At 68.8% G+C, this 22,531-nt stretch carries 20 protein-coding genes, 1 tRNA gene and 1 pseudogene; 10 read left to right on the plus strand and 12 right to left on the minus strand.

From position 1 onward, the window contains the following. Positions 1-134, plus strand: a pseudogene (locus A9X04_RS31260) (hypothetical protein); the annotation flags it as partial. Positions 135-208: 74 nt separating this feature from the next. On the opposite strand, the gene A9X04_RS01780 reads toward A9X04_RS31260, so the two are convergent. Both A9X04_RS01780 and A9X04_RS01785 read right to left on the minus strand, forming a co-directional pair. Then, positions 209-598, minus strand: a complete 390-nt coding sequence (locus A9X04_RS01780; protein ID WP_067917156.1) for a Fur family transcriptional regulator — start codon at positions 596-598, stop codon at positions 209-211. After that, positions 595-975, minus strand: coding sequence for an ArsR/SmtB family transcription factor (locus A9X04_RS01785; protein WP_369828907.1), 381 nt, complete (start codon positions 973-975; stop codon positions 595-597). Before A9X04_RS01785 ends, A9X04_RS01780 begins: the two co-directional genes overlap by 4 nt. Before the next feature lie 247 nt (positions 976-1,222). Between A9X04_RS01785 and A9X04_RS01790 the strand changes: the two genes are divergently transcribed. The 3 genes from A9X04_RS01790 (at position 1,223) to A9X04_RS01800 (ending at position 4,521) form a co-directional block, all read left to right on the plus strand. Further along, positions 1,223-2,620 (plus strand): glycine--tRNA ligase, encoded by a 1,398-nt coding sequence (locus A9X04_RS01790; protein WP_067917188.1) that lies wholly within the window; start codon positions 1,223-1,225, stop codon positions 2,618-2,620. A gap of 219 nt (positions 2,621-2,839) precedes the next feature. Further along, a complete protein-coding gene (locus tag A9X04_RS01795; protein ID WP_067917160.1) occupies positions 2,840-4,048 on the plus strand; it encodes a PPE family protein in 1,209 nt (402 codons plus the stop codon). A 152-nt stretch (positions 4,049-4,200) separates the two neighbouring features. Continuing rightward, complete coding sequence (locus A9X04_RS01800) at positions 4,201-4,521, plus strand: hypothetical protein (protein WP_369804377.1); 321 nt, start codon at positions 4,201-4,203, stop codon at positions 4,519-4,521. A gap of 23 nt (positions 4,522-4,544) precedes the next feature. Here A9X04_RS01800 and A9X04_RS01805 read toward each other — a convergent pair whose 3' ends face one another. Beyond that, complete coding sequence (locus tag A9X04_RS01805; RefSeq protein ID WP_067917190.1) at positions 4,545-6,527, minus strand: TPM domain-containing protein; 1,983 nt, start codon at positions 6,525-6,527, stop codon at positions 4,545-4,547. 95 nt (positions 6,528-6,622) lie between these two features. Between A9X04_RS01805 and A9X04_RS01810 the strand changes: the two genes are divergently transcribed. The 3 genes from A9X04_RS01810 to dnaG all read left to right on the plus strand — a co-directional run bounded on the left by A9X04_RS01810 (position 6,623) and on the right by dnaG (position 10,605). After that, positions 6,623-7,912: a deoxyguanosinetriphosphate triphosphohydrolase gene (locus A9X04_RS01810; protein ID WP_369804378.1), complete on the plus strand. Its 1,290-nt coding sequence runs from the start codon at positions 6,623-6,625 to the stop codon at positions 7,910-7,912. Between the two features lie 65 nt (positions 7,913-7,977). Further along, positions 7,978-8,586 carry a superoxide dismutase family protein gene (locus A9X04_RS01815; protein ID WP_067917164.1) on the plus strand — a complete coding sequence of 203 codons (609 nt, stop codon included), beginning with the start codon at positions 7,978-7,980 and terminating at the stop codon, positions 8,584-8,586. Positions 8,587-8,616: 30 nt separating this feature from the next. Next, positions 8,617-10,605, plus strand: coding sequence for a DNA primase (dnaG, locus tag A9X04_RS01820; protein WP_067917166.1), 1,989 nt, complete (start codon positions 8,617-8,619; stop codon positions 10,603-10,605). On the opposite strand, the gene A9X04_RS01825 is transcribed toward dnaG, so the two are convergent. Beyond that, positions 10,580-10,858 (minus strand): hypothetical protein, encoded by a 279-nt coding sequence (locus A9X04_RS01825; RefSeq protein WP_067917168.1) that lies wholly within the window; start codon positions 10,856-10,858, stop codon positions 10,580-10,582. The two genes, dnaG and A9X04_RS01825, sit on opposite strands and share 26 nt — an antisense overlap. Before the next feature lie 130 nt (positions 10,859-10,988). Here A9X04_RS01825 and A9X04_RS01830 point away from each other — a divergent pair. Next, a tRNA-Asn gene (locus A9X04_RS01830) sits at positions 10,989-11,061 on the plus strand. Positions 11,062-11,073: 12 nt separating this feature from the next. Here the strand turns inward: A9X04_RS01830 and A9X04_RS01835 are convergent. The 8 genes from A9X04_RS01835 to A9X04_RS01870 all read right to left on the minus strand — a co-directional run bounded on the left by A9X04_RS01835 (position 11,074) and on the right by A9X04_RS01870 (position 19,931). Next, positions 11,074-12,720: an NAD-dependent malic enzyme gene (locus A9X04_RS01835; protein WP_067917170.1), complete on the minus strand. Its 1,647-nt coding sequence runs from the start codon at positions 12,718-12,720 to the stop codon at positions 11,074-11,076. Positions 12,721-12,818: 98 nt separating this feature from the next. Next, a complete protein-coding gene (locus A9X04_RS01840) occupies positions 12,819-14,219 on the minus strand; it encodes an NtaA/DmoA family FMN-dependent monooxygenase (protein WP_369804379.1) in 1,401 nt (466 codons plus the stop codon). Further along, a complete protein-coding gene (locus A9X04_RS01845; RefSeq protein ID WP_067917174.1) occupies positions 14,201-15,322 on the minus strand; it encodes an LLM class flavin-dependent oxidoreductase in 1,122 nt (373 codons plus the stop codon). Before A9X04_RS01845 ends, A9X04_RS01840 begins: the two co-directional genes overlap by 19 nt. Further along, a complete protein-coding gene (locus tag A9X04_RS01850; protein WP_067917176.1) occupies positions 15,319-16,440 on the minus strand; it encodes an LLM class flavin-dependent oxidoreductase in 1,122 nt (373 codons plus the stop codon). Before A9X04_RS01850 ends, A9X04_RS01845 begins: the two co-directional genes overlap by 4 nt. Before the next feature lie 152 nt (positions 16,441-16,592). Continuing rightward, on the minus strand, positions 16,593-17,012 hold the full coding sequence (locus A9X04_RS01855; protein ID WP_067917178.1) for a thioredoxin family protein: 420 nt from the start codon (positions 17,010-17,012) through the stop codon (positions 16,593-16,595). A gap of 7 nt (positions 17,013-17,019) precedes the next feature. Next, positions 17,020-17,709 (minus strand): serine O-acetyltransferase, encoded by a 690-nt coding sequence (cysE, locus tag A9X04_RS01860; protein ID WP_067917181.1) that lies wholly within the window; start codon positions 17,707-17,709, stop codon positions 17,020-17,022. A 2-nt stretch (positions 17,710-17,711) separates the two neighbouring features. Beyond that, on the minus strand, positions 17,712-18,644 hold the full coding sequence (gene cysK, locus A9X04_RS01865) for a cysteine synthase A (protein ID WP_067917182.1): 933 nt from the start codon (positions 18,642-18,644) through the stop codon (positions 17,712-17,714). A gap of 9 nt (positions 18,645-18,653) precedes the next feature. Beyond that, complete coding sequence (locus tag A9X04_RS01870; protein ID WP_067917184.1) at positions 18,654-19,931, minus strand: thioester domain-containing protein; 1,278 nt, start codon at positions 19,929-19,931, stop codon at positions 18,654-18,656. Between the two features lie 394 nt (positions 19,932-20,325). On the opposite strand from A9X04_RS01870, the gene A9X04_RS01875 reads away from it, so the two are divergent. Then, positions 20,326-21,249: a family 2A encapsulin nanocompartment shell protein gene (locus A9X04_RS01875; protein WP_067917186.1), complete on the plus strand. Its 924-nt coding sequence runs from the start codon at positions 20,326-20,328 to the stop codon at positions 21,247-21,249. Beyond that, positions 21,236-22,531, plus strand: a 1,296-nt coding sequence (locus A9X04_RS01880; protein WP_156764177.1) for an aminotransferase class V-fold PLP-dependent enzyme, incomplete at its 3' end; no start/stop codon positions are given. The genes A9X04_RS01875 and A9X04_RS01880, both read left to right, overlap by 14 nt.

The following is a 22,531-nucleotide window of genomic DNA, read 5'->3' on the forward strand; positions in this document are numbered from 1 at the left end:
GCGCGGCCAAGAGTGCCGACGTGATGCTGCGGTACAACTTTCCCGGCGCCGGCCTGACCGACGACGCGCTGCGCACCCTGATCCTGCTGGTGCTCGATACGGGCGCCGGCATCCGCAGCGCGCTGACGGCCTGACGGTTCACGGCCGCGAACGTGAAACTGGTTTCACGTTCGGCGCCGAGCGTGAAACCAGCTTCACGCTCGGCGGGTTATTGGCAGTCCTTGCAGGTGCCGAAGATCTCGATGGTGTGGCTGACGTCGGAATAGCCGTGTTTGGCCGCGACCTGCGCCGCCCACTCCTCGACCTCGTGGTCGCCGACTTCGATGGTGGAACCGCAGCCGCGGCAGACCAGGTGATGATGGTGGTGTTCGGAGCACCTACGGTAGACCGACTCGCCGGTGTCGGTGCGCAGCGTGTCGACCATGCCGGCCGCCGCCATCGACTGCAGCGTCCGGTAGACCGTGGTCAACCCGATGTTCTCGCCGCGGCGGCGCAGCTCGTCGTGCAACTCCTGCGCCGAGCGGAAGTCGTCGAGGGTGTCCATCAGGGTGGCGATCGCCGCCCGCTGACGGGTCGACCGGACGCTCGCGCCTGTCATTGGCGCCATTCCTCACTCGCGTGGGCGACCGCGTCCACGACGATGTGCGCCAGGTGATGGTCGGCCAGCCGGTAGAGCACCTCGCGGCCGGAGCGCTCGCCGGTGACGACGCCGGCGGCCTTGAGGATCTTCAGGTGCTGGCTGACCAGTGGCTGCGGGACGCCGAGCGCGTCGACCAGCTCGTGCACGCAGCGGTGGGATTCACGCAGCTGCAGCACGATGGCGATCCGCACCGGAGCTGCCAGCGCGCGCAGGAGCTCGCCGGCCGCGTCCAGGATCTCCCGCGACGGCGGGACGGGATAGTCGGCCAGCGCGCGATGTCCGCCGGGCCCGGCGTCGTCGTGCTCCTGGGCGACCGCGGTCATGGCCGGTCCCATGCCGCTACCGGCGGTGGCCGGCATCGGGGAAGGCGGGGAGGGGGACATCGCCATGGGAGAGAGTCATCACCTTCGAGAAGTGCCAGGTAGTGGGGAGGTCCCGCCGTGAGTTCTCGCGGGCGGCCGACTTCCACTGTCACATGCATGATGACGCATGTCAAAGACCCCGGCGCCGATCGCTACCATGACTGATGCTCTGCGCACGGCGGCCGGCCGCCGCGCGCGCCCGTTCAAACCCGGAAAGGGAGTGCACCACCCCGTGGCGTCCGTCATCGACACCGTAGTGAACCTGGCCAAACGGCGCGGCTTCGTCTTTCCCTCGGGTGAGATCTACGGCGGCACCCGGTCGGCGTGGGACTACGGGCCGCTGGGTGTGGAGCTCAAGGAGAACATCAAACGGCAGTGGTGGCGCTCCGTGGTGACCGGGCGCGACGACGTGGTGGGGCTCGATTCGTCGATCATCCTGCCGCGGCAGGTGTGGGTGGCCTCCGGCCACGTCGAGGTCTTCCACGATCCGCTGGTCGAGTGCCTCAACTGCCACCACCGGCACCGCCAGGACCACATGCAGGAGGCGTACGCGGCGAAGAAGGGGATCGACGACCCCGACTCGGTGCCGATGACCGAGATCGTCTGCCCGGACTGCGGCACCAAGGGGCGCTGGACCGAGCCCCGCGAGTTCAACATGATGCTCAAGACCTACCTGGGGCCCATCGAGACCGAGGAGGGGCTGCACTACCTGCGTCCGGAGACCGCGCAGGGCATCTTCGTCAACTTCGCCAACGTCGCCACCACCGCGCGAAAGAAGCCGCCATTCGGTATCGGCCAGATCGGCAAGAGTTTCCGCAACGAGATCACGCCGGGCAATTTCATTTTCCGGACCCGCGAGTTCGAACAAATGGAAATGGAGTTCTTCGTCGAGCCGTCGACCGCCAAGGAATGGCACCAGTATTGGATTGACACCCGGCTGCAATGGTATGTCGAGCTGGGCATCAACCCGGAGAATCTGCGGTTATTCGAGCACCCGGCGGAGAAGCTTTCGCACTACTCCGACCGCACCGTCGACATCGAGTACAAGTTCGGCTTCGCCGGCAACCCGTGGGGCGAGCTGGAAGGCGTGGCCAATCGGACCGATTTCGACTTGTCCACCCACGCAAAGCATTCCGGAGCCGACCTGTCGTACTACGACCAGGTGACCGATACGCGGTACACCCCGTACGTCATCGAACCCGCCGCCGGTCTCACCCGGTCGTTCATGGCGTTTCTGATCGATGCCTACACCGAGGACGAGGCGCCCAACGCCAAGGGCGTCATGGAGAAGCGCACGGTCCTGCGCCTGGACCCGCGGCTGGCGCCGGTCAAGGCCGCGGTGCTGCCGCTGTCCCGGCACGCCGACCTGAGTCCCAAGGCGCGCGACTTGGCCGCAGAGTTGCGCACCTGCTGGAACATCGATTTCGACGACGCCGGCGCGATCGGGCGACGCTACCGGCGCCAGGACGAGGTGGGGACGCCGTTCTGTGTGACGGTGGACTTCGATTCGCTCGAAGACAACGCCGTCACCGTGCGCCGGCGCGATGACATGACGCAGGAGCGAGTCGCGATGAACGCCGTGGCCGACTATCTGGCCGCGCGGCTCAAGGGCTGCTGACCGGTTCCGGCGGCGCCCCGCCGGGGTCCTGAATCGCCTGGTGGACAGGCCCCCACACCCCTGCGCCGCGTAATTAAACGTTTCGTAAAAAAGCGGCCTCGGGTACCCGATTGCCTTAAGCTCTTAAGGCGATGTTCCTCACCTGTCTAGTCGCCGGGGGTGGGTGTCGATTCGTGTGAGCGTAGGTGCCGTTGACTCGGTCGGTGGGTTGGGGATGTGATGATTCCAGCTTTTCTGTTCTTCCCCCCCGAGATCAACTCTGCGCTCATGTATGGCGGCGCCGGGCCCGGCTCATTGTTGACGGCGGCCTCCGCCTGGCAGGCGCTGGCGGAGGATTTGGCGGCGGCTGCTGCGTCATTTGAGGCGGTTGTGACGGGAGTGGCCGCCGGGCCCTGGACCGGCCCCTCCTCGGCGGCGATGGTGGCGGCGTCGACGCCGTATCTGCAGTGGCTGATCTCGGCCGCCGCACAAGCCGAGATGGCGGCCGCCCAGGCGACGGCGGCGGCGACGGCATACGAGGCGGCGTTCATGGCGACGGTGCCCACCCCGGAGGTGCTCGCCAACCGCCTCCGGTTGCTGATGCTGATCGCGACGAACTTCTTCGGTCAGAACACGCCGGCGATCGCGATGACCGAAATCGAATACATGGAGATGTGGGCCCAGGACGTGGCCGCAATGGTCGGCTATCACGTCGGGGCGCAGACGGTGGCGGCGACGCTGCCGGCCTTCAGCGCCCCGCCGGTAGCCCTGGGTGGCTTGGCGGGCTTGGTGACGGCGCCGCTGGACTGGGCGTCCCAGGCTTTCGGGGCGGTCGGGTCGCTGGGGGCCTCGTTCGTGTCCGAGCTGCAGTCGGTGTTGGGGGCGTTTTTCCCCGGCCTGTCGTCGGTGACGTCGTTGTTGTCGTCGATGCCGGTGACGACGATGACCGCGCTGGCGCCGATCGGGATGTATCCCGCGAGCGCGCTGATGTCCCCGATGATGGTGCTGGCCCACAGCGTGGGGCCTGCGGCACCGGCGGCGGCCGGCGTCACCACCGTGTCCGCGGAGGTTCCACTCGCCCCCGCGGGTGGGGTCCACGGGCTGCAGTCGCTCGGCGGGCTGGGCCCGGCCATGGCCGGGATGGGCACCGCGCGGTTTGTGGGGGCGATTACGGTACCGCCGACCTGGCAGGGGTCGATGCCGGTGCCGGCGGTCCTGACGAGTCTGGCGGTACCGGCGCTGGGCACCCAACTGCCCAGCCCGATCGCGACCGCCGGTTCGTCCTCGGCGTCGTCGGCACCCGCCGGTTCTACGCCGGCCGTGGCCATGGCGGTGGATGAACGGGACGCCGACGCGAACAAGACCGATCGGCGGGGGCGCCGCGGCGGGGAGAACCCGCACGTGGTCCAGTCGCGCCCCAAGGTGGTGCCGCGGACCAAGGGCGGATGAGGGCCGACGACCGCATCCGGTTCGGGCATTCGCTTGTCGAAAGCAAATCCACGTTTTTCGGGTATTTGTCTCGAGTTTGGCTTACGATGTGGCTGCTTGGTGTTATTGGGTTCGGCCACAGCGTCCGAAGATCGGCTGTGGAAGGGGGCAACATGCTTTTGCCTCTTGGTCCGCCGCTACCAGATGACTCGGTGGCAGCGGTTCGGGGTGAGTCGGGGATGCTCGGCGGCTTGTCGGTTCCGCTCAAGTGGGGTGTGGCCGTGCCGCCGGATGACTACGACCACTGGGCCCCGAAGCCGGACCCGAGTGCCGACGCCGCCGACCCGTGCGCGGACGTCCCCGCCCCCGCCGCGGTCGCGGTTGCGGAGGCCACTCAGTGGAACGAGTGGACGCGGTGGGAAGGCGAAGCCGAACCCCACTTCGAAATGCCGCGCAGCGGGGGCGTGATCCCGCATTCACCGGCCGCCGGCTGACGGCCGGATTCCCGGTGGGCGGCTCAGAATCGGCCGCCGCCGCCCATGAAGCCGCCGCCTGACGAACCGCCGAACGACGTCGGAGTCCAGCCGCCGCCGAATCCGCCCCGCATGCCGCCGCTGAGCACGTTGCCGATGATGATTCCGCCCAGCATCGCGCCCATGTCGCCGCCCCCGCCACGGGTGAAGGCCCGCTGAGCCGACTGCACGTCGGCGTTGGCCAACGACTGCGCCTGGGCGGCCAGCGTCGATGCCGCATTGGCGTGGGAAATCGCGTCGGCCGCGTGCGCCGCCCTCTTGTCCCGTGCGGCTTGCAGGTGCCGTTCGGCTTCGGCAAGCCGGGTGCGGGCCTCCGGCCCGACGCTGCCGCGTCGCGTGTCGATGTAGTCCGAGACCGCCCGCACCCGGGATTCCGCGGTGAACAGCGCCTGCTCCAGTGACCGGTTGAGCTGGTCGGCGGCGGCCTGCTCCTGCGCGAGCGTGACCAGCAGCCGGTTGAGATCGGCATCCGCCTTGGCCAACTGCGCGAAGGCGCCCAGCGGGTCGGTGGAGGCGCCGGCGCGCGCACCGTCGACGGCCCGCGCGGCCGCATCGCGCGCGGAGATCAGATCGCCGGTATGGGCGGATTTGGTGGTTTGCGCCTTCTGCAGGAGCTCGTTCGCGCGCTCGATGTCCGCCTGAATGTCGGCCATGGCCGACGGCAGCCGGTCGATGGCGTGCTGGATGTCGGTGGCCGCGTTGCCCACCGCGTCGAGCAGCGCCCGAGCCTGCCCGAGCGCCGCCTCGGCGGCACGGACGGCGTCCACCAGGCCGGCCTGCCGGCCGCTGACCGCCTCGGCGGCCAGCTCACGGGCGGTGCTGATGTTGCGGTCGGCGAACGCCAGCCGCTCCTTGGCGGCCGAGACGTTGCCGGACACCGAAGTCAGTGCGGCAGCGTCGAATTGGTGGTGCAGCTCAGCCAGTCGCTGTTCTGCGGGGGCTATCCGGGTGGTGAGCTCGACGTACTGCCGGGTCAGCGCGTCGAGCCGCGACGGGGCGTTGATCACCAGATCGCGCAGGTTCTCGAAGGCTTCGGTCTGTGACTCCAGCTCACGGTCGGCGCGGGCCGCGGACACCACGACCCGGGTAAGTAGGTCGCGGCGCTGGTCGGGGGTCTCCGGTGTGCCGTCGTCGAGCTGTTGGCGGACCGTGAACGCTTGCGACAGAGCGGCTTTGGCGTTGTCCACGGCCTGGGTGAACGGTCGGGTCCGCTCTTCGCCGAACTCGGAGACCGCCAGGGCGAGTTCGTTGGCGCTGGTTCGCACGGCGTTGTCGACATCCACCACCAGTGCGCGGGACAGGTCGTCGAGGGCCTGCAACGGCACGGCGGCCAGCGCGTCGACGTCGGTGGGATCGACGCGCCGGGCTGCGGCGAATTGGGCCGCGCGGCGCCGCCGGCCGCGGTAGCGCATGACCAACAGCAGGGCCGTCACCGCGGCGAGAATGATCGCCAGCGTGACCAGCAGGGCGACCCGGCCCGACGAGCCCGGCGACGTGTTGAGCCCGTTGGCCGCCACGACCGCGGCGCCGCTCCAGTCGCCGTTGTGCAGGGCGGGCTCGATCTTGTTGTGCCGCAAGTCATCGACCTGGCGGGCGTTGACGCTCTTGACGGTGGATGGCACCAGGAAGGCGTACGCACGGCTGTTGGTCGCGACCGCCAGCAGGGCGTCATAGCCGCCCAGATCGCTGGCGCTCACCGTGCGCTGTGCCCAGCTCACCGCGCCCTGGCCGGAGAAGTCGTCGACGTAGACCACCCACAGCCGGATGTGGCGATCCGTGTACAGCTTGCCCACCGCCGACGTGACCGCCGCGCGGCCGGAGTCCGTCAGGACGCCCGCGTTGTCGGTGACGTAGTCCGCGAGCCGGAACGGGGGTTGCGCGCCGGCCGCGGGTGCAACCAGCAGCCCGCCGCCGAGACCGAGCGCGAGGATCGCCCCGATTAGACCGAGCAGGCGGGCAGTGCGCATGCGCATGAGGTCAATTTAGCGCCGCCGGGATGCGGGCAAATACGCGCGCGCCGGCCCGGTACCTCGTCGGGCATTCCCTGGCAGACTGTGCTGCGGTGATTGAGAAGGTGAACACGAATCGGCAAGACCCTTACGACGACTTCGACCGTCAACGGCGGGTATGCGAAGCGCCGAAGACTGCGGGTCTGCCGGGTACGGAAGGTCAGCACCGTACCGACTTCGCGCGGGACCGGGCCCGCGTGTTGCACAGCGCCGCGCTGCGCCGGCTGGCCGACAAGACCCAGGTGGTCGGGCCTCGCGAGGGCGACACGCCGCGCACCCGGCTGACGCACTCGCTGGAGGTCGCCCAGATCGGGCGGGGGATGGCGGTCGGCCTGGGCTGCGACCTCGACCTGGTCGAGCTGGCCGGGCTGGCGCACGACATCGGCCATCCGCCCTACGGGCACAACGGCGAGCGCGCCCTGGACGAGGTCGCTGCCGGCCACGGCGGTTTCGAGGGCAATGCGCAGAACTTCCGCATCTTGACCAGCCTGGAGCCCAAAGTCCTTGACGAACAAGGCAATAGCGCGGGGCTGAACCTGACCCGCGCGTCATTGGACGCGGTCACCAAGTATCCGTGGTACCGCGGCAAGGGTCCCGGCAAAGAGAAGAAAAAGTTCGGTTTCTACGAGGAGGACCGCGAGCCGGCGGACTGGGTGCGGGCCGGCGCGCCGGAAGGCCGGATGTGCCTGGAAGCGCAAGTGATGGACTGGGCCGACGATATCGCCTACTCCGTCCATGACGTCGAGGACGGCGTCGTCTCCCAACGCATCGACCTGCGGGTGCTCGCCGATGAGCACGAGGCGGCCGCGCTGGCCAAACTGGGTGAGAGCGAGTTCTTCCGGGTCAGCGCCGACGACTTCCTGGCGGCCGCGGGGCGGCTCTCGGCGTTGCCGGTGGTGGCAGCCGTCGGAAAGTACGACGCCACCTTGTCGGCGTCCGTCGCGCTCAAGCGACTGACCAGTGAACTGGTCGGCAGGTTCGCGTCGGCCGCCATCGCCACCACCCGCGCCGCGGCCGGTCCCGGGCCCCTGGTGCGCTACCGGGCCGACCTGCTGGTCCCCGACCTGGTGCGCGCCGAGGTCGCTCTGCTGAAAATCCTTGCGCTGCAGTTCATCATGTCCGACCCGCGCCATCTGGACACCCAGGGCATGCAACGCCAACGGATCCACCGGGTGGCGCAATGGCTGCACGCCGGGGCGCCGCACACGCTCGACCCGGTCTTCGCCGCGGCGTTCACCGTCGCGGCCGACGACCGCGCCCGGTTACGGGTCATCGTCGACCAGATCGCCTCCTATACCGAGGGCCGGCTGGAACGCATCGACGCGCGTCAGACCACCGGTTAGGCCGCGGCCCCGGCGCAGGTCATCCCACGGCAGCGCCGTCGCCGTCGCGGACTAGGCTGCCCCGCATGACCAAATTCAGCGGCATCGCCACCCTCGCGGTGGGGCTTCCCGTCGCCGTCATGACCGCCTGCAGCTCGCCACAACACGCGAGCACCCAGCCCGGCACCACCCCTCCGGTCAAGAGCGCCCCGCCGGCATCGTCGGGCGAGACGACCACGCCGGCGCCCAACGGCGAATCGCTCAGCGCGCAACTGAAGACGCCGGACGGCCGGTCCGTCGCCACGGCGACGTTCGACTTCACCGGCGGCTACGTGACCGTCACCGTCAAGACGGTCGCCCCGGGCATCTTGACGCCGGGCTTCCACGGCTTGCACGTCCACCAGATCGGCAAGTGCGAGCCCAACTCCGTCGCCCCGACCGGCGGTCCGCCCGGAAACTTCCTGTCGGCAGGCGGTCATTACAACGCGCCCGGCCACACCGGGAAGCCCGAAAGCGGCGACCTGACGTCGCTCGAGGTGCGTCAGGACGGGTCGGCCTACCTGGTGACCACCACCGACGCCTTCACCCGGGACGTCCTGGTGGGCGGCGACGGCAAGGCGTTGATGTTGCACGGCGCCGAATACAGCGACAACGCGATGGACCGGGTGGCGTGCGGCGTCATCGGAACCGGATAGCCGGCCGGCTCGGCGCTCTAGACTGAGCCGATGTCCAGCCCGGCAGGTTCGTGGGGGCGCCAACCGCGCGCGGGGGAGGACGACGCCCGGCCCAGGGGCCGCGGCCGGATCCCCGACCGCGACATCGCCGCCATCCGCGAGCGTGTCCGCATCGACGAAGTCGTCGGCGACTACGTCCAATTGCGGCGCGCCGGAGCCGATTCCCTCAAGGGCCTGTGCCCGTTCCACGACGAGAAGTCGCCGTCGTTCCACGTTCGCCCCAACCACGGCCACTTCCACTGCTTCGGCTGCGGGGAAGGCGGCGACGTCTACGCGTTCATCCAGAAGATCGAACACGTCACCTTCGTCGAGGCCGTTGAACTCCTCGCCGACCGGATCGGCCACACCATCAGCTACACCGGCCCGGCGACCAGCGTGCAGCGGGACCGCGGGAGTCGCAGCCGGCTGGTCGCGGCCAACGCGGCCGCGGCGGAGTTCTACGCCGCGGCGCTGGAGTCCGCCGAGGCCGCGCCGGCCCGCCAGTACCTGACCGAGCGGAATTTCGACGCCGAGGCGGCCCGTCGCTTCGGCTGCGGCTTCGCGCCGTCCGGCTGGGACTCACTGACGAAACATCTGGTGCGCAAGGGTTTCGAGTTCAAGGAGCTGGAGGCGGCCGGCCTCTCGCGGCAGGGCCGGCGCGGCCCCATCGACCGCTTCCACCGCCGGCTGCTGTGGCCCATCCGCACCGCGGCCGGCGAGGTGATCGGCTTCGGCGCCCGCCGCCTGTTCGACGACGACCCGATGGAAGCCAAGTACATCAACACCCCCGAGACGCTGCTATACAAGAAGTCGTCGGTGATGTTCGGCATCGATCTGGCCAAGCGCGACATCGCCAAGGGGCACCAGGCGGTCGTCGTCGAGGGCTACACCGACGTGATGGCAATGCATCTGGCGGGCGTCACCACCGCGGTGGCGTCGTGCGGCACCGCGTTCGGTGACGAGCACCTGGCGATGCTGCGGCGGCTCATGATGGACGACAGCTTCTTCCGCGGCGAGTTGATCTACGTCTTCGACGGTGACGAGGCCGGGCGGGCTGCGGCGCTCAAGGCCTTCGGCGGGGAGCAGAACCTGGCGGGGCAGTCGTTCGTCGCGGTGGCCCCGGACGGCATGGATCCCTGCGACCTGCGCCTGAAGTCCGGCGACGGCGCCCTGCGCGACCTGGTGGCGCGGCGCACCCCGTTGTTCGAGTTCGCGATCCGCACGGCGATCGCCGAGATGGACCTGGACAGCGCCGAGGGCAGGGTCGGGGCGCTGCGCCGATGCGTGCCGATGGTGTCCCAGATCAAAGACCCGACGCTGCGCGACGAGTACGCCCGCCAGCTCGCCGGCTGGGTCGGCTGGGACGACGTCGCCCAGGTCATCGACCGGGTGCGCAGTCAGGCCAAGAAGTCGCCGGCCCCCGCCCGGGGCGGTGGCGGTGCGAACGCCTCCCGCCGGGCCCCCCAGCAGGCCCGTGCGGCGGCGCCGGCGCAACCGGCCGCCACCCGCCCCGACCCGCGCGACCCGACCCTGCGGCTCCAGCGCGAGGCGCTCAAGTCGGCGCTGCAGTCGCCGGCGCTGGCCGGGCCGGTGTTCGACACGCTGACGGTCGAAAGCTTCACCCATCCCGGGTACGCCGCCGTGCGCGGCGCCATCGAGGCCGCGGGCGGCACGTCCAGCGGCGTCACGGGGGCGCAGTGGATCGACGCGGTGCGCCAGCGCGCCGGATCCGACCTGACCGCGGGGTTGATCAACGAGCTGGGCGTGGAGGCCATCGAGGTCGACGACGAGAAGCTGCCCCGCTACATCGCCGGCGTGCTGGCCCGGCTGCAGGAAGTGTGGATGGGCCACCAGATCGCCGAGGTGAAGTCAAAGCTGCAGCGCATGTCGCCGATCGAACAGGGTGACGAGTACCACGCGTTGTTCGGTGACCTGGTCGCGATGGAGGCCTACCGGCGCAGCCTGCTGGAGCAGGCTAGCGGCGACGATCTGCCGATGTGAGGGCCTCGTCGGCCGTTCGCCCGGGGTCACGCTCCATGATGGCCGTCTGGTCGTCGATGTCGGCGACGGTCACGAATCCGGCGTCCGGGGAGATCCGGTTCGCGATCTTGCGGCGCCCCCCTTCGATCACCGACTTGGCCACGGGACTGCTGGTCAGCGCCCGATAGGTGCCCACGATCTGCTCGTATCGGCGCCGCCCGGCCTTCGAGCCCAGCACGTAACCCAGTCCAAGCACCACGACATACCGGATCAAAACGTTCCTCCCGACTAGCGACGGTTCCATCCTGCCTCACCCGGGCGGGTGCGTGCGCGCCCGATCCGTCCCGGCGTCTAGTTGGGCGCGGTTGTGCCAGTACGCTAGAGTCGTCCCGCGATCGTGTTGATCCCCTGTAGCTCAATTGGCAGAGCGTTCGGCTGTTAACCGATAGGTTCCTGGTTCGAGTCCAGGCGGGGGAGCAAGGCCGAGAACTAGTCGTATTTCGGGGTCCACACGGTGTCCAGGACGGCTTGCCGGGGGTCGGCGTGCGTCCGCGTCGCTACCCCTTCGGCGACGGCGGCGAGATACACGGCTTCGGCAACCGCCGTCGAGATGGCGCGCAAGTCCCGGACGTCGGGCAGCAAGGAATCCCCGAGGGCTGACGGGCTGGCTTGTCGCACAACGGCTTCCGCCGCCGCCTGCAGCATCCCCTTGGTCAGCAGCCGGGCCCCGGCGACGATGATGCCCAGCCCGATCCCCGGGAACACCAGCACATTGTTGGCCTGGCCGATGGTGTAGGTGGTGCCGTCGTATTCGATCGGGGCGACGGGGGTTCCCGTGGTGATCAGCGCCTTGCCGTCGGACCATTGCAGCAGGTCGCCCGGCACGGCTTCCATGCGCGAGGTGGGGTTGGACAGCGGGAAGATCATCGGGCGCTCGCAGGAGGCGACCATGGCACGCGCGACCTTCTCGGTGAACGCGCCGAACACGGCCGATGCGCCCAGCAGGATGGTGGGGGAGGCGAGCTTGATGGTGTCCACCAAACCCACCCGCTCGCCTTCGGTCACGCCCAGCCGGGCGCGGTTCTTGGCGTAGGGCACCTGGAAATCGCGCAGGTCGTCCATGTCGTCGAACAGCAGGCCCTGCCTGTCGATCGGCCAGATCTGCGCCGTGGCCTGCTCGACGGTGGCGCCGTCGGAGACCATCGCATCGCGAATCTGATCGGCCACCCCGATCCCGGCGGTGCCGGCCCCGAAGACCACCACCGTTTGGTCGCGCATCGGCACGCCGGTGATGTGGCATCCGCCGTACACGGCCGCGACGACCACGGCGCCGGTGCCCTGGATGTCGTCGTTGAACACGCAGTACTTGTCGCCGTACGTGTGCAGGATCCGCCGGGCGTTCAGGGGCCCGAAGTCCTCGAAATGCAGGATGGCGCTCGGGAACAGCCGGTGCGCGGTTTCGATGTAGCGATTGACGAAGTCGTCGTATTCGGCGCCGCGCCGCCGGGCGTGACGATTGCCCAGGTAGAACGGATCCTGCAAAAGTTGTTCGTTGTCGGTGCCGACATCCAGCGAGACCGCGATGCAGCGGCGCGGGTCGATGCCGGCGCCGGCGGTGTACAGCGCCAGCTTGCCCACCGCGATCTGGATGCCGCCCACGCCCCAGTCACCGATGCCCAGGATCGCTTCGGCGTCGGTGCACACGATCAGGTCGACGTCGCCGGGCTCCAGCCCGAAGGTCGCGAAGGCCGCCTCGATGTCGTCGGGCTCGTCGATGCTCAGGAACAGCCCGCGCTGCCCGCGGTATTCGTCGGAGAACCGTTGAATGGCCTCGCCGACGGTGGGGGTGTAGACCACCGGCATCAGCTCGGGCAGGTGGTCTTCGAGCACCTTGTAGTAGAGCAGTTCGTGGCGGTAGTGCAGCTGTTCCAGCAGCAGGTTGCGGCCCAGATCGGTTGCCAGGCTCTGCAATTGATGCCACACCCGGTCGGCCTGTTCGTCGAGCGTGAGCACCGCCGAGGGCAGTCGTCCGGTCAGCCCCAGCCGGCGGCGCTGCTCGTGCGTGAAACCGACCCCGCGGTTCAGGCTCGGCGCAGCGAGTGCCGGCGGGATCCGCGGCGCGTGGGCGTCGCTCATGGCAATCTCCGTCCCCTACGTGGCCCCTGGGGCAACCGTAGCGTCGATCGCGGTGAACGCATCTTGAAGAGGGTTTGAAGCGCCGGCGGCGAGCTTCCTCAGTCGCCGACCGCCACATCCGTCCGGGCCCCCGACCACCCCGAGACGGGCAACAAGCCCAAGTGTTCACGCAGCGTCGTGCCGCGGTATTCGGTGCGGAAGCTGCCGCGCTCCTGCAGCAGGGGCACCACCTTGTCGACGAACTCGTCGAGGCCGTGCGGTGTCAGGTGGGGCACCAGGATGAAACCGTCGCAGGCGTCCGACTGCACGTGGTTGTCGATTTCATCGGCGACCTGCGCCGGGGTCCCCACGAACTGCTGGCGGCTCGTCACCTCGATGATCAACTCGCGAATGGACAGGTTCTCCGCCTCTGCGCGGGCCCGCCACGCCGCCGCGACGGTTTTCGGGTCGCCATGGCGGACGCGGCCACGGGTGATGTCGGGATTCTCGACCGGATCGATATCGGGCAGCGGCCCGTCTGGGTCGTAAGCCGACAGGTCGACTCCCCACACCTGCTCGAGGAATGCGATCGCCGTCGGGCCGCTGACCTGTTGCTCGCGGATGTGGCGCGCGTTGTCCTGCGCCTCCTCGGGGGTGTCGCCGAGCGCAAACGTCGCGCCAGGCAGGACCTTGAGTTGATCGGGTGCCCGCCCGAGGGCGGAGGCGCGTGCCTTCACGTCGGCGTAGTACCGCTGACCGGCTTCCAGCGATCCGTGCAGCGTGAACAGGGCGTCGGCGTGCTTGGCGCCGAAGTCGCGGCCGTCGCTGGAGTCGCCGGCCTGCAACAGCACGGGATGGCCTTGCGGTCCGGCGGGCAGCGACGCCACGCCGCGGACGTCGAATTGCGGGCCGTGGTGCTCGACGGTGTGGATGCGGGCGGGATCCGCGTAGATCCCCGCATCGACGTCGGCGACCACGGCATCGGGTTGCCAGCCGTCCCAGAACCTCCGGGCGACGGTGACGAATTCCTCGGCCCGCTTGTATCGATCGGCGTGGTCGAGGAATCCGCCGCGACGGAAGTTCTCTCCGGTGAACGCGTCGGACGAGGTGACCATGTTCCACGCCGCGCGCCCGTCCGATAGATGGTCCAGGGTCGCGAATTGCCTTGCCACCTCGTAGGGTTCATTGAACGTGGTGTTGATGGTGCCGGCCAGGCCGAGCCGTTCGGTGACCGCGGCGAGCGCGGCCAGCACGGTGAACGTGTCGGGCCTGCCCACGACGTCGAGGTCGTGAATCTTGCCACGGTGCTCACGCAACCGCAGGCCCTCGGCTAAAAAGAAGAAGTCGAACAGCCCCCGCTCTGCGGTTTGGGCCAGGTGCACAAAGGATTCGAACGCGATCTGACTGCCCGCGCTCGGATCCGACCACACGGTGGTGTTGTTCACCCCGGGAAAGTGGGCGCCGAGGATGATCTGCTTGCGGCGTTCTGGGATTCGAACGCTCATCCGGTCAGCCCCCATCGTTTGGCGATCAATTCGTGCGAGCGCAGCCGGTCGGTGTGCCGATGCGTCACGGACGTGATGACGAGTTCGTCGGCGCCGGTCACTCGGCGCAGCCGCTCCAGTCGATCGGCGACTTCGTCGGGGTTGCCGACGAATTGCGTCGCGGTGCGGTCGGCTACCAGGTCGCCCTGGTCCTCGGTGAGTGGCCCGCATAGGTCGGGGTCGGGGTAGGGGATCGCGCCCTGGCCGCTGCGGATGGAATACACCCAGCGCCCGTAACTGGACGCGAGGTGCCGTGCGGTGGCGCTGTCGTCGGCGACCACGACGTCGGCGGAGACCACCACATACGGCTCGGTCAGCCAAGTCGACGGCCGGAATGCTGCGCGGTAAGCCGCGATCGCGTCGAGCGCGGTGCCAGGGGTGATGTGATAGCTCGCCACGAACGGCAGCCCACGAGCGCCGGCGACTTCCGCGCTCTGCCCCCGGGTGCTGCCGAAGATCCACGGTGTCAGCTGGCCGTGTTCGCCCGGTACGGCGTGCAATTCGTGGCCGTCGACGCAGTACGAGCCGTCGAGCAACGCTTCGATGGCGGCGATCTGCTCGGCGAAGTCGGCGGGTTGCGCGCAGGGCTGGGCGAGCGCGGACGCCTGCGCCCGTATCCGCCCGCTCTTCATCAGAGAGGTCGGATCGAACGGCGGGGGGATGACGATGCCGTCGATGTCGCCCCACGGCCGAGGGGCGCGCGAAGTCGTCGGCGCCGGGGACGTGGCGGCCTCCGTGCGTCGCTGCCCGGATCGGCCGAGCCCCATGTCAGTGCGGCCGGGGTAAAGCGCGTCGATGATGCCGAAGCTCTCCACGACCGCGATCGGCGTGGTGTGGCCGATCTGCACCGCGGCCGAGCCGACGCGGATGTGGTCGGTGGCCGCGGCGATCTGGCCGATCAGGACCGCCGGCGACGAGCTGGCGACCGCGACGAAGTGGTGCTCGGCGAGCCAGTAGCGCTTGTAGCCCCATTGCTCGGCGTGCTGGGCGAGGTCGACGGTGTTGCGCAGCGCGGTCGCGGCGTCGCACCCGGCGCTGATCGGGGACAGGTCGAGGATCGACAGTGGGGTGACGGTCACGCCGGCACCGTCGCGTAGCGGTTGGGTGCGGGGGCCAATCCGAGGCGTTCGCGCAGGGTTTCGCCGTCGCGGTAGCCGGTGCGGAACACCCCGACGCGCTGCAGCAGCGGCACCAGCTTGTCGACGATCGCGGGCAGGTCGATCGCGTTGACCGCGGGCCGCAACCGGACCCCGTCGACCCCGGCGTCGTGCCAGGCGAGCAGCAGGTCGGCCAAATCGTCTGCGCTGCCGGAAAATACGTGTGCGTCCGAGGAAATGGCCGCCCTGGGCGTCAATGGGTCCTCGACGAGCGAGACGACGAGGTCGGCGTAGACCTTGAGCGCGCGACCGGCGGCGCGCTCCGCCGCGGCGACGTCCCCCAGGATCACGCGCAGGGACTCCTCGTCGTGCGGGGTGACCAGGACGAGGTCGGCGCCGGTCGCGGCGAACCCATAGACGCGCGGCCCATGTGCCAGCGCGATGACCACCGGTTGGCCCTGCGGTGGCCGCGGGGTGATGGAGGGACCCTTGACCTCGAAGAACTTGCCGACGAAGTCGATGTAGTGCAGCTTGTCGCGGTCGATGTAGCGCCCGGTGGTCACGTCCCGGATGACGGCGTCGTCCTCCCAGCTGTCCCAGAGCCGCCGCGCCACATCCACGGCGTCGGCGGCCTCGTCGCCCAGCGGCTCGGCCTCGACGGCGGTCCGCCGCCCGAACAGCGCGGCCTCGTGCGCCGTGGCGCTCACCCGCACCTGCCAGCCTGCCCGCCCGTGCGAGATATGGTCCAGCGTCGCAATGGCTTTCGATACGTGGAAGGGTTCGGTGTGCGTCACTGTCGCCACCGGCACCAGGCCGATGTGGGTGGTGACCGGCGCGATGCGCGCGGCCACCAGCACGGCGTCGGCTCGGCCCGCCAACCGCTGCGGAGACACCTCGGACCGCCGGCCCGGCTGCACATCGAGGCTGTCGTCGATGGTCAGGAAGTCCAGCAGGCCCCGCTCGGCGATGCCGGCCAGCGCGGCCCAGTACCGGCCGCCGAGGTGCCCGCCGCCGGTTGCGTTGTGCGCGAAGGCGTATCGCCACGCGTGCGGGTGCCAGCCGTAGCCGTCCAGCCCCACGGCCAGGTGTAGCTTCGTCATGGCAGGCCTTCCGATTGCGGTGCCAACCCACTGTGCAACGCCGTGCGCGACGATGCATTCCGCAACCGAATTAAGTTCGCGGCGAGTAATATTTCGCCGAGTTCACGCCGCCACGCGTGGCGCAAAATCGTTCGATTTCTTGGTGATTCGAGCTACGCCAACAGGGGCTGTAACAATGCTCGCAGGTCGCCGGCCTTCGGCACGCCGGCACTGCGGTAGCGCTGGCGGCCCTCGGCGTCGAAGATCAACGTCGTCGGCAGGGACAACACCGAGAGCCGTTTGGCGGCCGCGGGATTGGCGTCTATATCGATCTCCACGTGCGACACGTCGCCGAGGTCGGCACACACTTGGTCGACCACGCGGCGAACCGCTCCGCATGGCCCACACCACGCGGCGCTGAAGTGCACGACCGTCGGCCCCGTCGATGCCAAGCCGAGGTCCGAGTTGTCGTGTTCGGAATCGGTGCCGGTCTCGCGCAGCACGCCCGAGCGTCGATTGAGCACCGCACCGATCGCAGTCGCAGCGCTCAGCGCTGCGACCAGGGCCGTTCCGGCGATGACAAGAGTGCTCACGGGGTCCTCAGATGGAGAAGTCTTCGCCGTGCCACACCCCGGCCTCGGGTGGCCGGATCACGCGGCCGGTCTCCGAACCGTCCACCCGGTTCTCCAGCTTGGAAACCCTGGTGAGCAGCGACTGCAGGCTGACACCGACGAGGTCGGGCATCATCGCGTCGTCGGAGCCACCGGGCGCGGGCCGGCTGCGGCTGATGACCTGCCCGGGAACTCCCACCACCACCGAGCTCGACGGCACCTCCTTGACCACCACGGCGTTGGCGCCGATCCGGCTGTCGTCGCCGATTTTGATCGCGCCGAGCACCTTCGCGCCGGCGCCGATGGTCACCCGGTCCCCGATGGTGGGGTGGCGTTTGCCGGTGTCCCGTCCGCTGCCGCCGAGGGTGACGCCGTGGTAGATCGTCACGTCCTCGCCGACCTCGGCAGTCTCGCCGATGACCACGCCCGTCGCGTGGTCGATGAACAGGCCGGGGCCGAGGACGGCGCCCGGGTGGATGTCGACCCCGGTCAGGATGCGAGTGACTTCGTTGAGTATCCGGGCGGCCAGCCGCGCACCGCGGTTCCATAACCGGTGGCTGATTCGATGTCCCCAGATCGCGTGCACGCCGGGATAGGCGAGGATCACCTGGAGCGTGGTCGGTCGGGCTGGGTCGCGCTCCCTGGCGGCCTGGATGTCACGTCGTATGTCCGCGAGCATGGCTAATCCGCCAGGTCGGCAAAGAGTGGGGTGCTCAAATACCGCTCACCGAAGCTGGGCAGCACCACCACCACCAGCTTGCCGGCGTTTTCGGGACGGCGTGCCACCTGCAGCGCCGCGACCACTGCGGCGCCCGAGGAGATGCCGACCAGCAGCCCCTCCTCCCGGGCCAACCGCCGCGCCATGTCCAGCGATTCTTCGTTGCCGACGGCGATGATCTCGTCTACCAGGTCGACGTCGAGCACCGGCGGGATGAATCCGGCCCCGATGCCCTGAATGGGATGCGGCCCCTTCTGCCCGCCGGACAGGACCGCTGAGGCGGAGGGCTCCACGGCCACGAAGCGCGCCGACGGCTTGCGCTCCTTGATGACCTGTGCGACGCCGGTGAGCGTTCCCCCGGTGCCCACCCCGGCCACGAAGAAGTCGATCTTGCCGTCGGTGTCCCGCCAGACCTCCTCAGCGGTGGTTTTGCGGTGGATCGCGGGGTTCGCGGGGTTCTCGAACTGTTGGGGGATGAAATACCGTTGGTCGTTCTTGGCCAGCTCTTCGGCCTTGGCGATGGCCCCCGCCATGCCTTCGGTGCCCGGCGTCAGCACGATCTCGGCGCCGAACGCGCGCAACAACATTCGGCGTTCCGTGCTCATCGTATCCGGCATGGTCAGCACGCACCGATAGCCGCGTGCGGCGCACACCATCGCGAGCGCGATGCCGGTGTTTCCGCTCGTCGGCTCCAGGACGATGGTGTCGGGCTTGATCAGCCCCGCCTCCTCCGCCGCGTCCAGCATGGCGACCCCGATGCGGTCCTTCACGCTGTTCGCCGGGTTGAAGAACTCCAGCTTGGCGACGACGTCGGCGACCGCCCCTTCGGTGACCCGGTTCAGCCGGACCAGCGGCGTGTTCCCGATCAGTTGTGTGACGTTATCTGCGATGCTCATCTGTCTTCCTCAGGCGATGTCGGTACATGACTCGTCGGTCTGCCAGCTGATGTCGAATTCGATGGCCACGTCCGTGGGCACGGTGAGCGCGATCGGTGTGAATCGGTGTGATGCCCCCTCCTGTGCGACTCCGGTCAGCACCCGCCCGCTGAAGCTCTGCGGTGTTGTTGCCGTGACGGTCGTTGTGGACGTACCCGGTGCGGGCCGCAGGTAAAAGTCCGTGCCCGCCTGCACAATGCCGACGATGTTCGCACCGTCGGAGTCGACGAGTGTGTGTCCTTCACCGACGTTGAGTTTCAACGGGATTGGCACTTGAAACGGTCCTATTAGCTCCGAATTGGCGGTTGCTTCGGTGTCGACTAGCTGTGGCTCCACGGTATCGCGCAGGGCTTTGCGCGCCCCGTCAACCAAATAATTGTAGAGGTGCACAATGCGGTCGGCATTGCGGTAGTGGCGGGCACCGGTCAGCCAGAAGCGAACATGGTCGATTGTCGGGTTGGCGGCGTCCGTCGTCGCGACCAACCGGTAGTGGCGATAGCCGCGCCCGCCGCCGCCGTGGCTGCTGGTCGACAGCGTGCTGCCCACCCCGAGGGTGCGCCGATGGCGGCCCGTGCCCGCGTCTACTGTTAGATGGGAGCGCGAAATGTCTTGCCAGACAACACCATCAGCCGACTTCTGCAGCTTCAGGCCGACGGCGGCGTCGGACGCCACCCACACCGAGTAGCCGCCCAACTGCGGTTCGCCGTCGAATTCGAAGGTGATCACGCGTCCGCCCGCTCGGCGCACCTTGACGGGAACGTTGAGGGGCCGGGTGTCGAGATCCAAACCGTTGGTGAAATGCCAAATCGCGGCCTGCGTTGCGGCTATCGCTTCATGTTCGCTGATGTGGGCACGTCCCAGCGCGTCGCGCGCGGCGCGCAGTTCGTCGCTCAGTGCGGCGGCCGAGCGCATCGGGAAGGAGTTGCGCAGGATCCAGTCGACCTCCGCTTCGTGGTCGCGGCTGCGCAGGTGGGGCAGCGCGGACCAGCTGTCCAGGCGGTATCGGGATGGCTCATGAGGCGCGATGCCGAAGAAGTCCAGCGAATACGCGTGCAGGTTGGGATTGACCCTGATCAGGTCGGTGCGTGCAGAGCTACCGTCGGCGAACACGATCGTGTCCACGGTATGCGAGTACGTGCCGCCGCGGTAGCGCGTCATCCGCGCGAGCTCGGTTGCCGGCCGGACGAGGACCCGGCGGCGGGTCTCCACCGGCGCCGAGGCGCGGGTGGGTATGGACAACACTGTCATGAGTGGTTGATCTTCCTGAAAGGCGTTGGTTACGAATGCGCGCCCGGCGACCGCGGGGAAGACGGATAGCCCATCCACCGGCGGGAGAGCGCGGAATTTTCTAAGGCGTCGTAAGAGCGTCAGGAAATCAACAACAGCGACAACAACGGCCGGCGACAATGCAGCGCGAAGGAACGAAGCGCAGCTGAACGGCCTGTTGCATAGGCCCCACTATAGGGGCAGACGACGATCACTGTCAGATCGCGGGCGGTTTACGGCCCTTTTACTCAGTACGCAAGTAAAGGCTGTGCGGCGCTCCTAAACTTGCCTAAGCTCGGCGCGCGGACCCGGTCACGGCCGGTGACATGGACCTGCCGCACCACGCCGCGGTATTCGACCGACCATGGAGGACCCAATGACGTCGGCTCAAAGCGAGTCTCAGGCACTTGGCGATCTCGCAGCCAGGCAGCTTGCCAATGCGACCAAGACCGTCCCGCAGCTTTCGACCATCACCCCCCGCTGGTTGCTGCATCTGCTCAGTTGGGTCCCGGTGGAAGCGGGCCTGTACCGGGTGAACCGGGTGGTCAACCCCGAAGGGGTGGCGATCAAGGCCGAAGCGGGCGCGGGCACCGAAGAACCCCTGCCGGAGACCTACGTCGACTACGAGACGAGTCCGCGCGAATACACGCTGCGCAGCATCTCGACCCTGGTCGACATCCACACGCGGGTCTCCGACCTGTACTCGAGCCCGCACGATCAGATCGCGCAGCAGCTGCGGCTGACCATCGAGACGATCAAGGAACGCCAGGAGTTCGAGCTGGTCAACAGCCCCGAGTACGGGCTGCTCGCCCAGGCGACTCCCGAGCAGACGATCCAGACGCTGGCCGGCGCCCCGACGCCCGACGACCTGGATGCGCTGATCACCAAGGTCTGGAAGACGCCCAGCTTCTTCCTGACCCATCCGCTGGGCATCGCCGCGTTCGGCCGTGAGGCCACCTACCGGGGCGTGCCACCGGTGGTCGTGAGCCTGTTCGGCGCGCAGTTCATCACCTGGCGCGGCATCCCGCTGATTCCGTCGGACAAGGTTCCGGTGGAGGACGGCAAGACCAAGTTCATCCTGGTGCGCACCGGTGAGGAGCGGCAGGGCGTGGTGGGCCTGTTCCAGCCGGGACTGGTTGGCGAACAGGCGCCGGGCCTCTCGGTGCGGTTCACCGGCATCAACCAGTCGGCGATCGCGACCTACCTGGTGACCCTCTACACGTCCCTCGCCGTGCTTACCGACGACGCGCTCGGCGTGCTGGACGGCGTCGCCGTGGACCAGTTCCATGAGTACAAGTGAGTACCGCGCGGTAGACGCCGAAAGCGACCTGCCGATCAGCGCCGCGGAGCTCGCCGCGCTGGCCAGCCAGTTGTATGCGGCCAGCATCCGCCCGGGTCCGGACAGCCCGCCGCAGTCGGTGCCGGCCGCCCCGCGGGGCGGCGTGCCCGACGTCACGGCCGTGACGTCGGAGGGGCAGGCGGCGGCGGGCACCGCTGATGTGTATCCGGCGCCGGTTCCGGCGCTGGGTTTCACCGACATCTATCTGCCGGCGCCGGCGTCTCCCGGACCCGAGGTCCCGCCGCAGGCGGTGCCGGTCGCGCCGCGGGGCGGCGTGCCGGACACGACGGCCGCGACGTCGGCCGGGCAGGCCGCCGCGGGTACCGCTGATGTGTATCCGGCGCCGGTTCCGGCGCTGGGTTTCACCGACATCTACCTCCCCGCGCCGACGTCACCCGAACCCGAAGCCCCGCCGCAGGCGGTGCCGGTCGCCCCCCGCGGCGGTGTGCCCGATACGACGGCGGCACCGGCAGGTCCCCATCTACCGCCCAGCGCCACCCACCCGGGCGGATTCGTGGTGCCCCGTGGCATCGTGCCGACGGTCCCCGGAGTGCTGGCCGGGACGCCGCCGGCTGTTCCGGCGGCCCAGCGCAATTCGGCGCCGTGGTGGCTGCCCGAGGCTCCGGCGGCCGTCAACCTTGGCTGGTCTGACGCGCCGGCGGCCGCGCCGGTGGGCGACGAACAGAACTACCGCTTCCTGACGGCGACCGAGTCGGTGCCGCGATTGCGGGACGACCATGAGGTGTTCGACGTCAACGCGATCCGGGCGGACTTCCCGATCCTGAAGGAGGTCGTCAACGGTAAGCCGTTGATCTGGTTCGACAATGCGGCGACCACCCAGAAGCCCCAGGTGGTGATCGACCGGCTGGTGCGGTTCTACTCTCACGAGAATTCGAACATCCACCGCGCCGCACACGAGCTGGCGGCGCGGGCCACCGATGCCTATGAAGAGGCCCGCGACACCGTGGCCGACTTCATCGGCGCCCCGAGCTCCGAGAACATCGTGTTCGTGCGCGGCACCACCGAGGCGATCAACCTGGTGGCGCACGCCTGGGGCGCAAAGCATTTGCAACCGGGCGACGAGATCGTCATCACCCACCTCGAGCACCACGCGAATATCGTTCCCTGGCAGCTTATTTCGCAAAAGACCGGCGCGATCCTGAAGGTCGCGCCGATCGACGACGCGGGCAACCTGTTGCTGAGCGAATTCGAGGAACTGCTCGGTCCGCGGACGAAGCTGGTG

The organism is Mycobacterium sp. E3247 (assembly GCF_001667785.1).
In the GTDB taxonomy this organism is placed as follows: domain Bacteria; phylum Actinomycetota; class Actinomycetes; order Mycobacteriales; family Mycobacteriaceae; genus Mycobacterium.

Excerpts from the sequence above, each read along its gene's own strand:
- A9X04_RS01780 (WP_067917156.1), bottom strand. The coding sequence starts at position 598 with ATGACAGGCGCGAGCGTCCGGTCGACCCGTCAGCGGGCGGCGATCGCC.
- A9X04_RS01875 (WP_067917186.1), top strand. The coding sequence starts at position 20,326 with ATGACGTCGGCTCAAAGCGAGTCTCAGGCACTTGGCGATCTCGCAGCC.
- A9X04_RS01850 (WP_067917176.1), bottom strand. The coding sequence starts at position 16,440 with ATGACGAAGCTACACCTGGCCGTGGGGCTGGACGGCTACGGCTGGCAC.
- cysK (WP_067917182.1), bottom strand. The coding sequence starts at position 18,644 with ATGAGCATCGCAGATAACGTCACACAACTGATCGGGAACACGCCGCTG.
- A9X04_RS01805 (WP_067917190.1), bottom strand. The coding sequence starts at position 6,527 with ATGCGCACTGCCCGCCTGCTCGGTCTAATCGGGGCGATCCTCGCGCTC.
- A9X04_RS01835 (WP_067917170.1), bottom strand. The coding sequence starts at position 12,720 with ATGAGCGACGCCCACGCGCCGCGGATCCCGCCGGCACTCGCTGCGCCG.
- A9X04_RS01815 (WP_067917164.1), top strand. The coding sequence starts at position 7,978 with ATGACCAAATTCAGCGGCATCGCCACCCTCGCGGTGGGGCTTCCCGTC.
- A9X04_RS01870 (WP_067917184.1), bottom strand. The coding sequence starts at position 19,931 with ATGACAGTGTTGTCCATACCCACCCGCGCCTCGGCGCCGGTGGAGACC.
- A9X04_RS01840 (WP_369804379.1), bottom strand. The coding sequence starts at position 14,219 with ATGGGGGCTGACCGGATGAGCGTTCGAATCCCAGAACGCCGCAAGCAG.
- A9X04_RS01800 (WP_369804377.1), top strand. The coding sequence starts at position 4,201 with ATGCTTTTGCCTCTTGGTCCGCCGCTACCAGATGACTCGGTGGCAGCG.
- A9X04_RS01785 (WP_369828907.1), bottom strand. The coding sequence starts at position 975 with ATGGGACCGGCCATGACCGCGGTCGCCCAGGAGCACGACGACGCCGGG.
- cysE (WP_067917181.1), bottom strand. The coding sequence starts at position 17,709 with ATGCTCGCGGACATACGACGTGACATCCAGGCCGCCAGGGAGCGCGAC.
- dnaG (WP_067917166.1), top strand. The coding sequence starts at position 8,617 with ATGTCCAGCCCGGCAGGTTCGTGGGGGCGCCAACCGCGCGCGGGGGAG.
- A9X04_RS01795 (WP_067917160.1), top strand. The coding sequence starts at position 2,840 with ATGATTCCAGCTTTTCTGTTCTTCCCCCCCGAGATCAACTCTGCGCTC.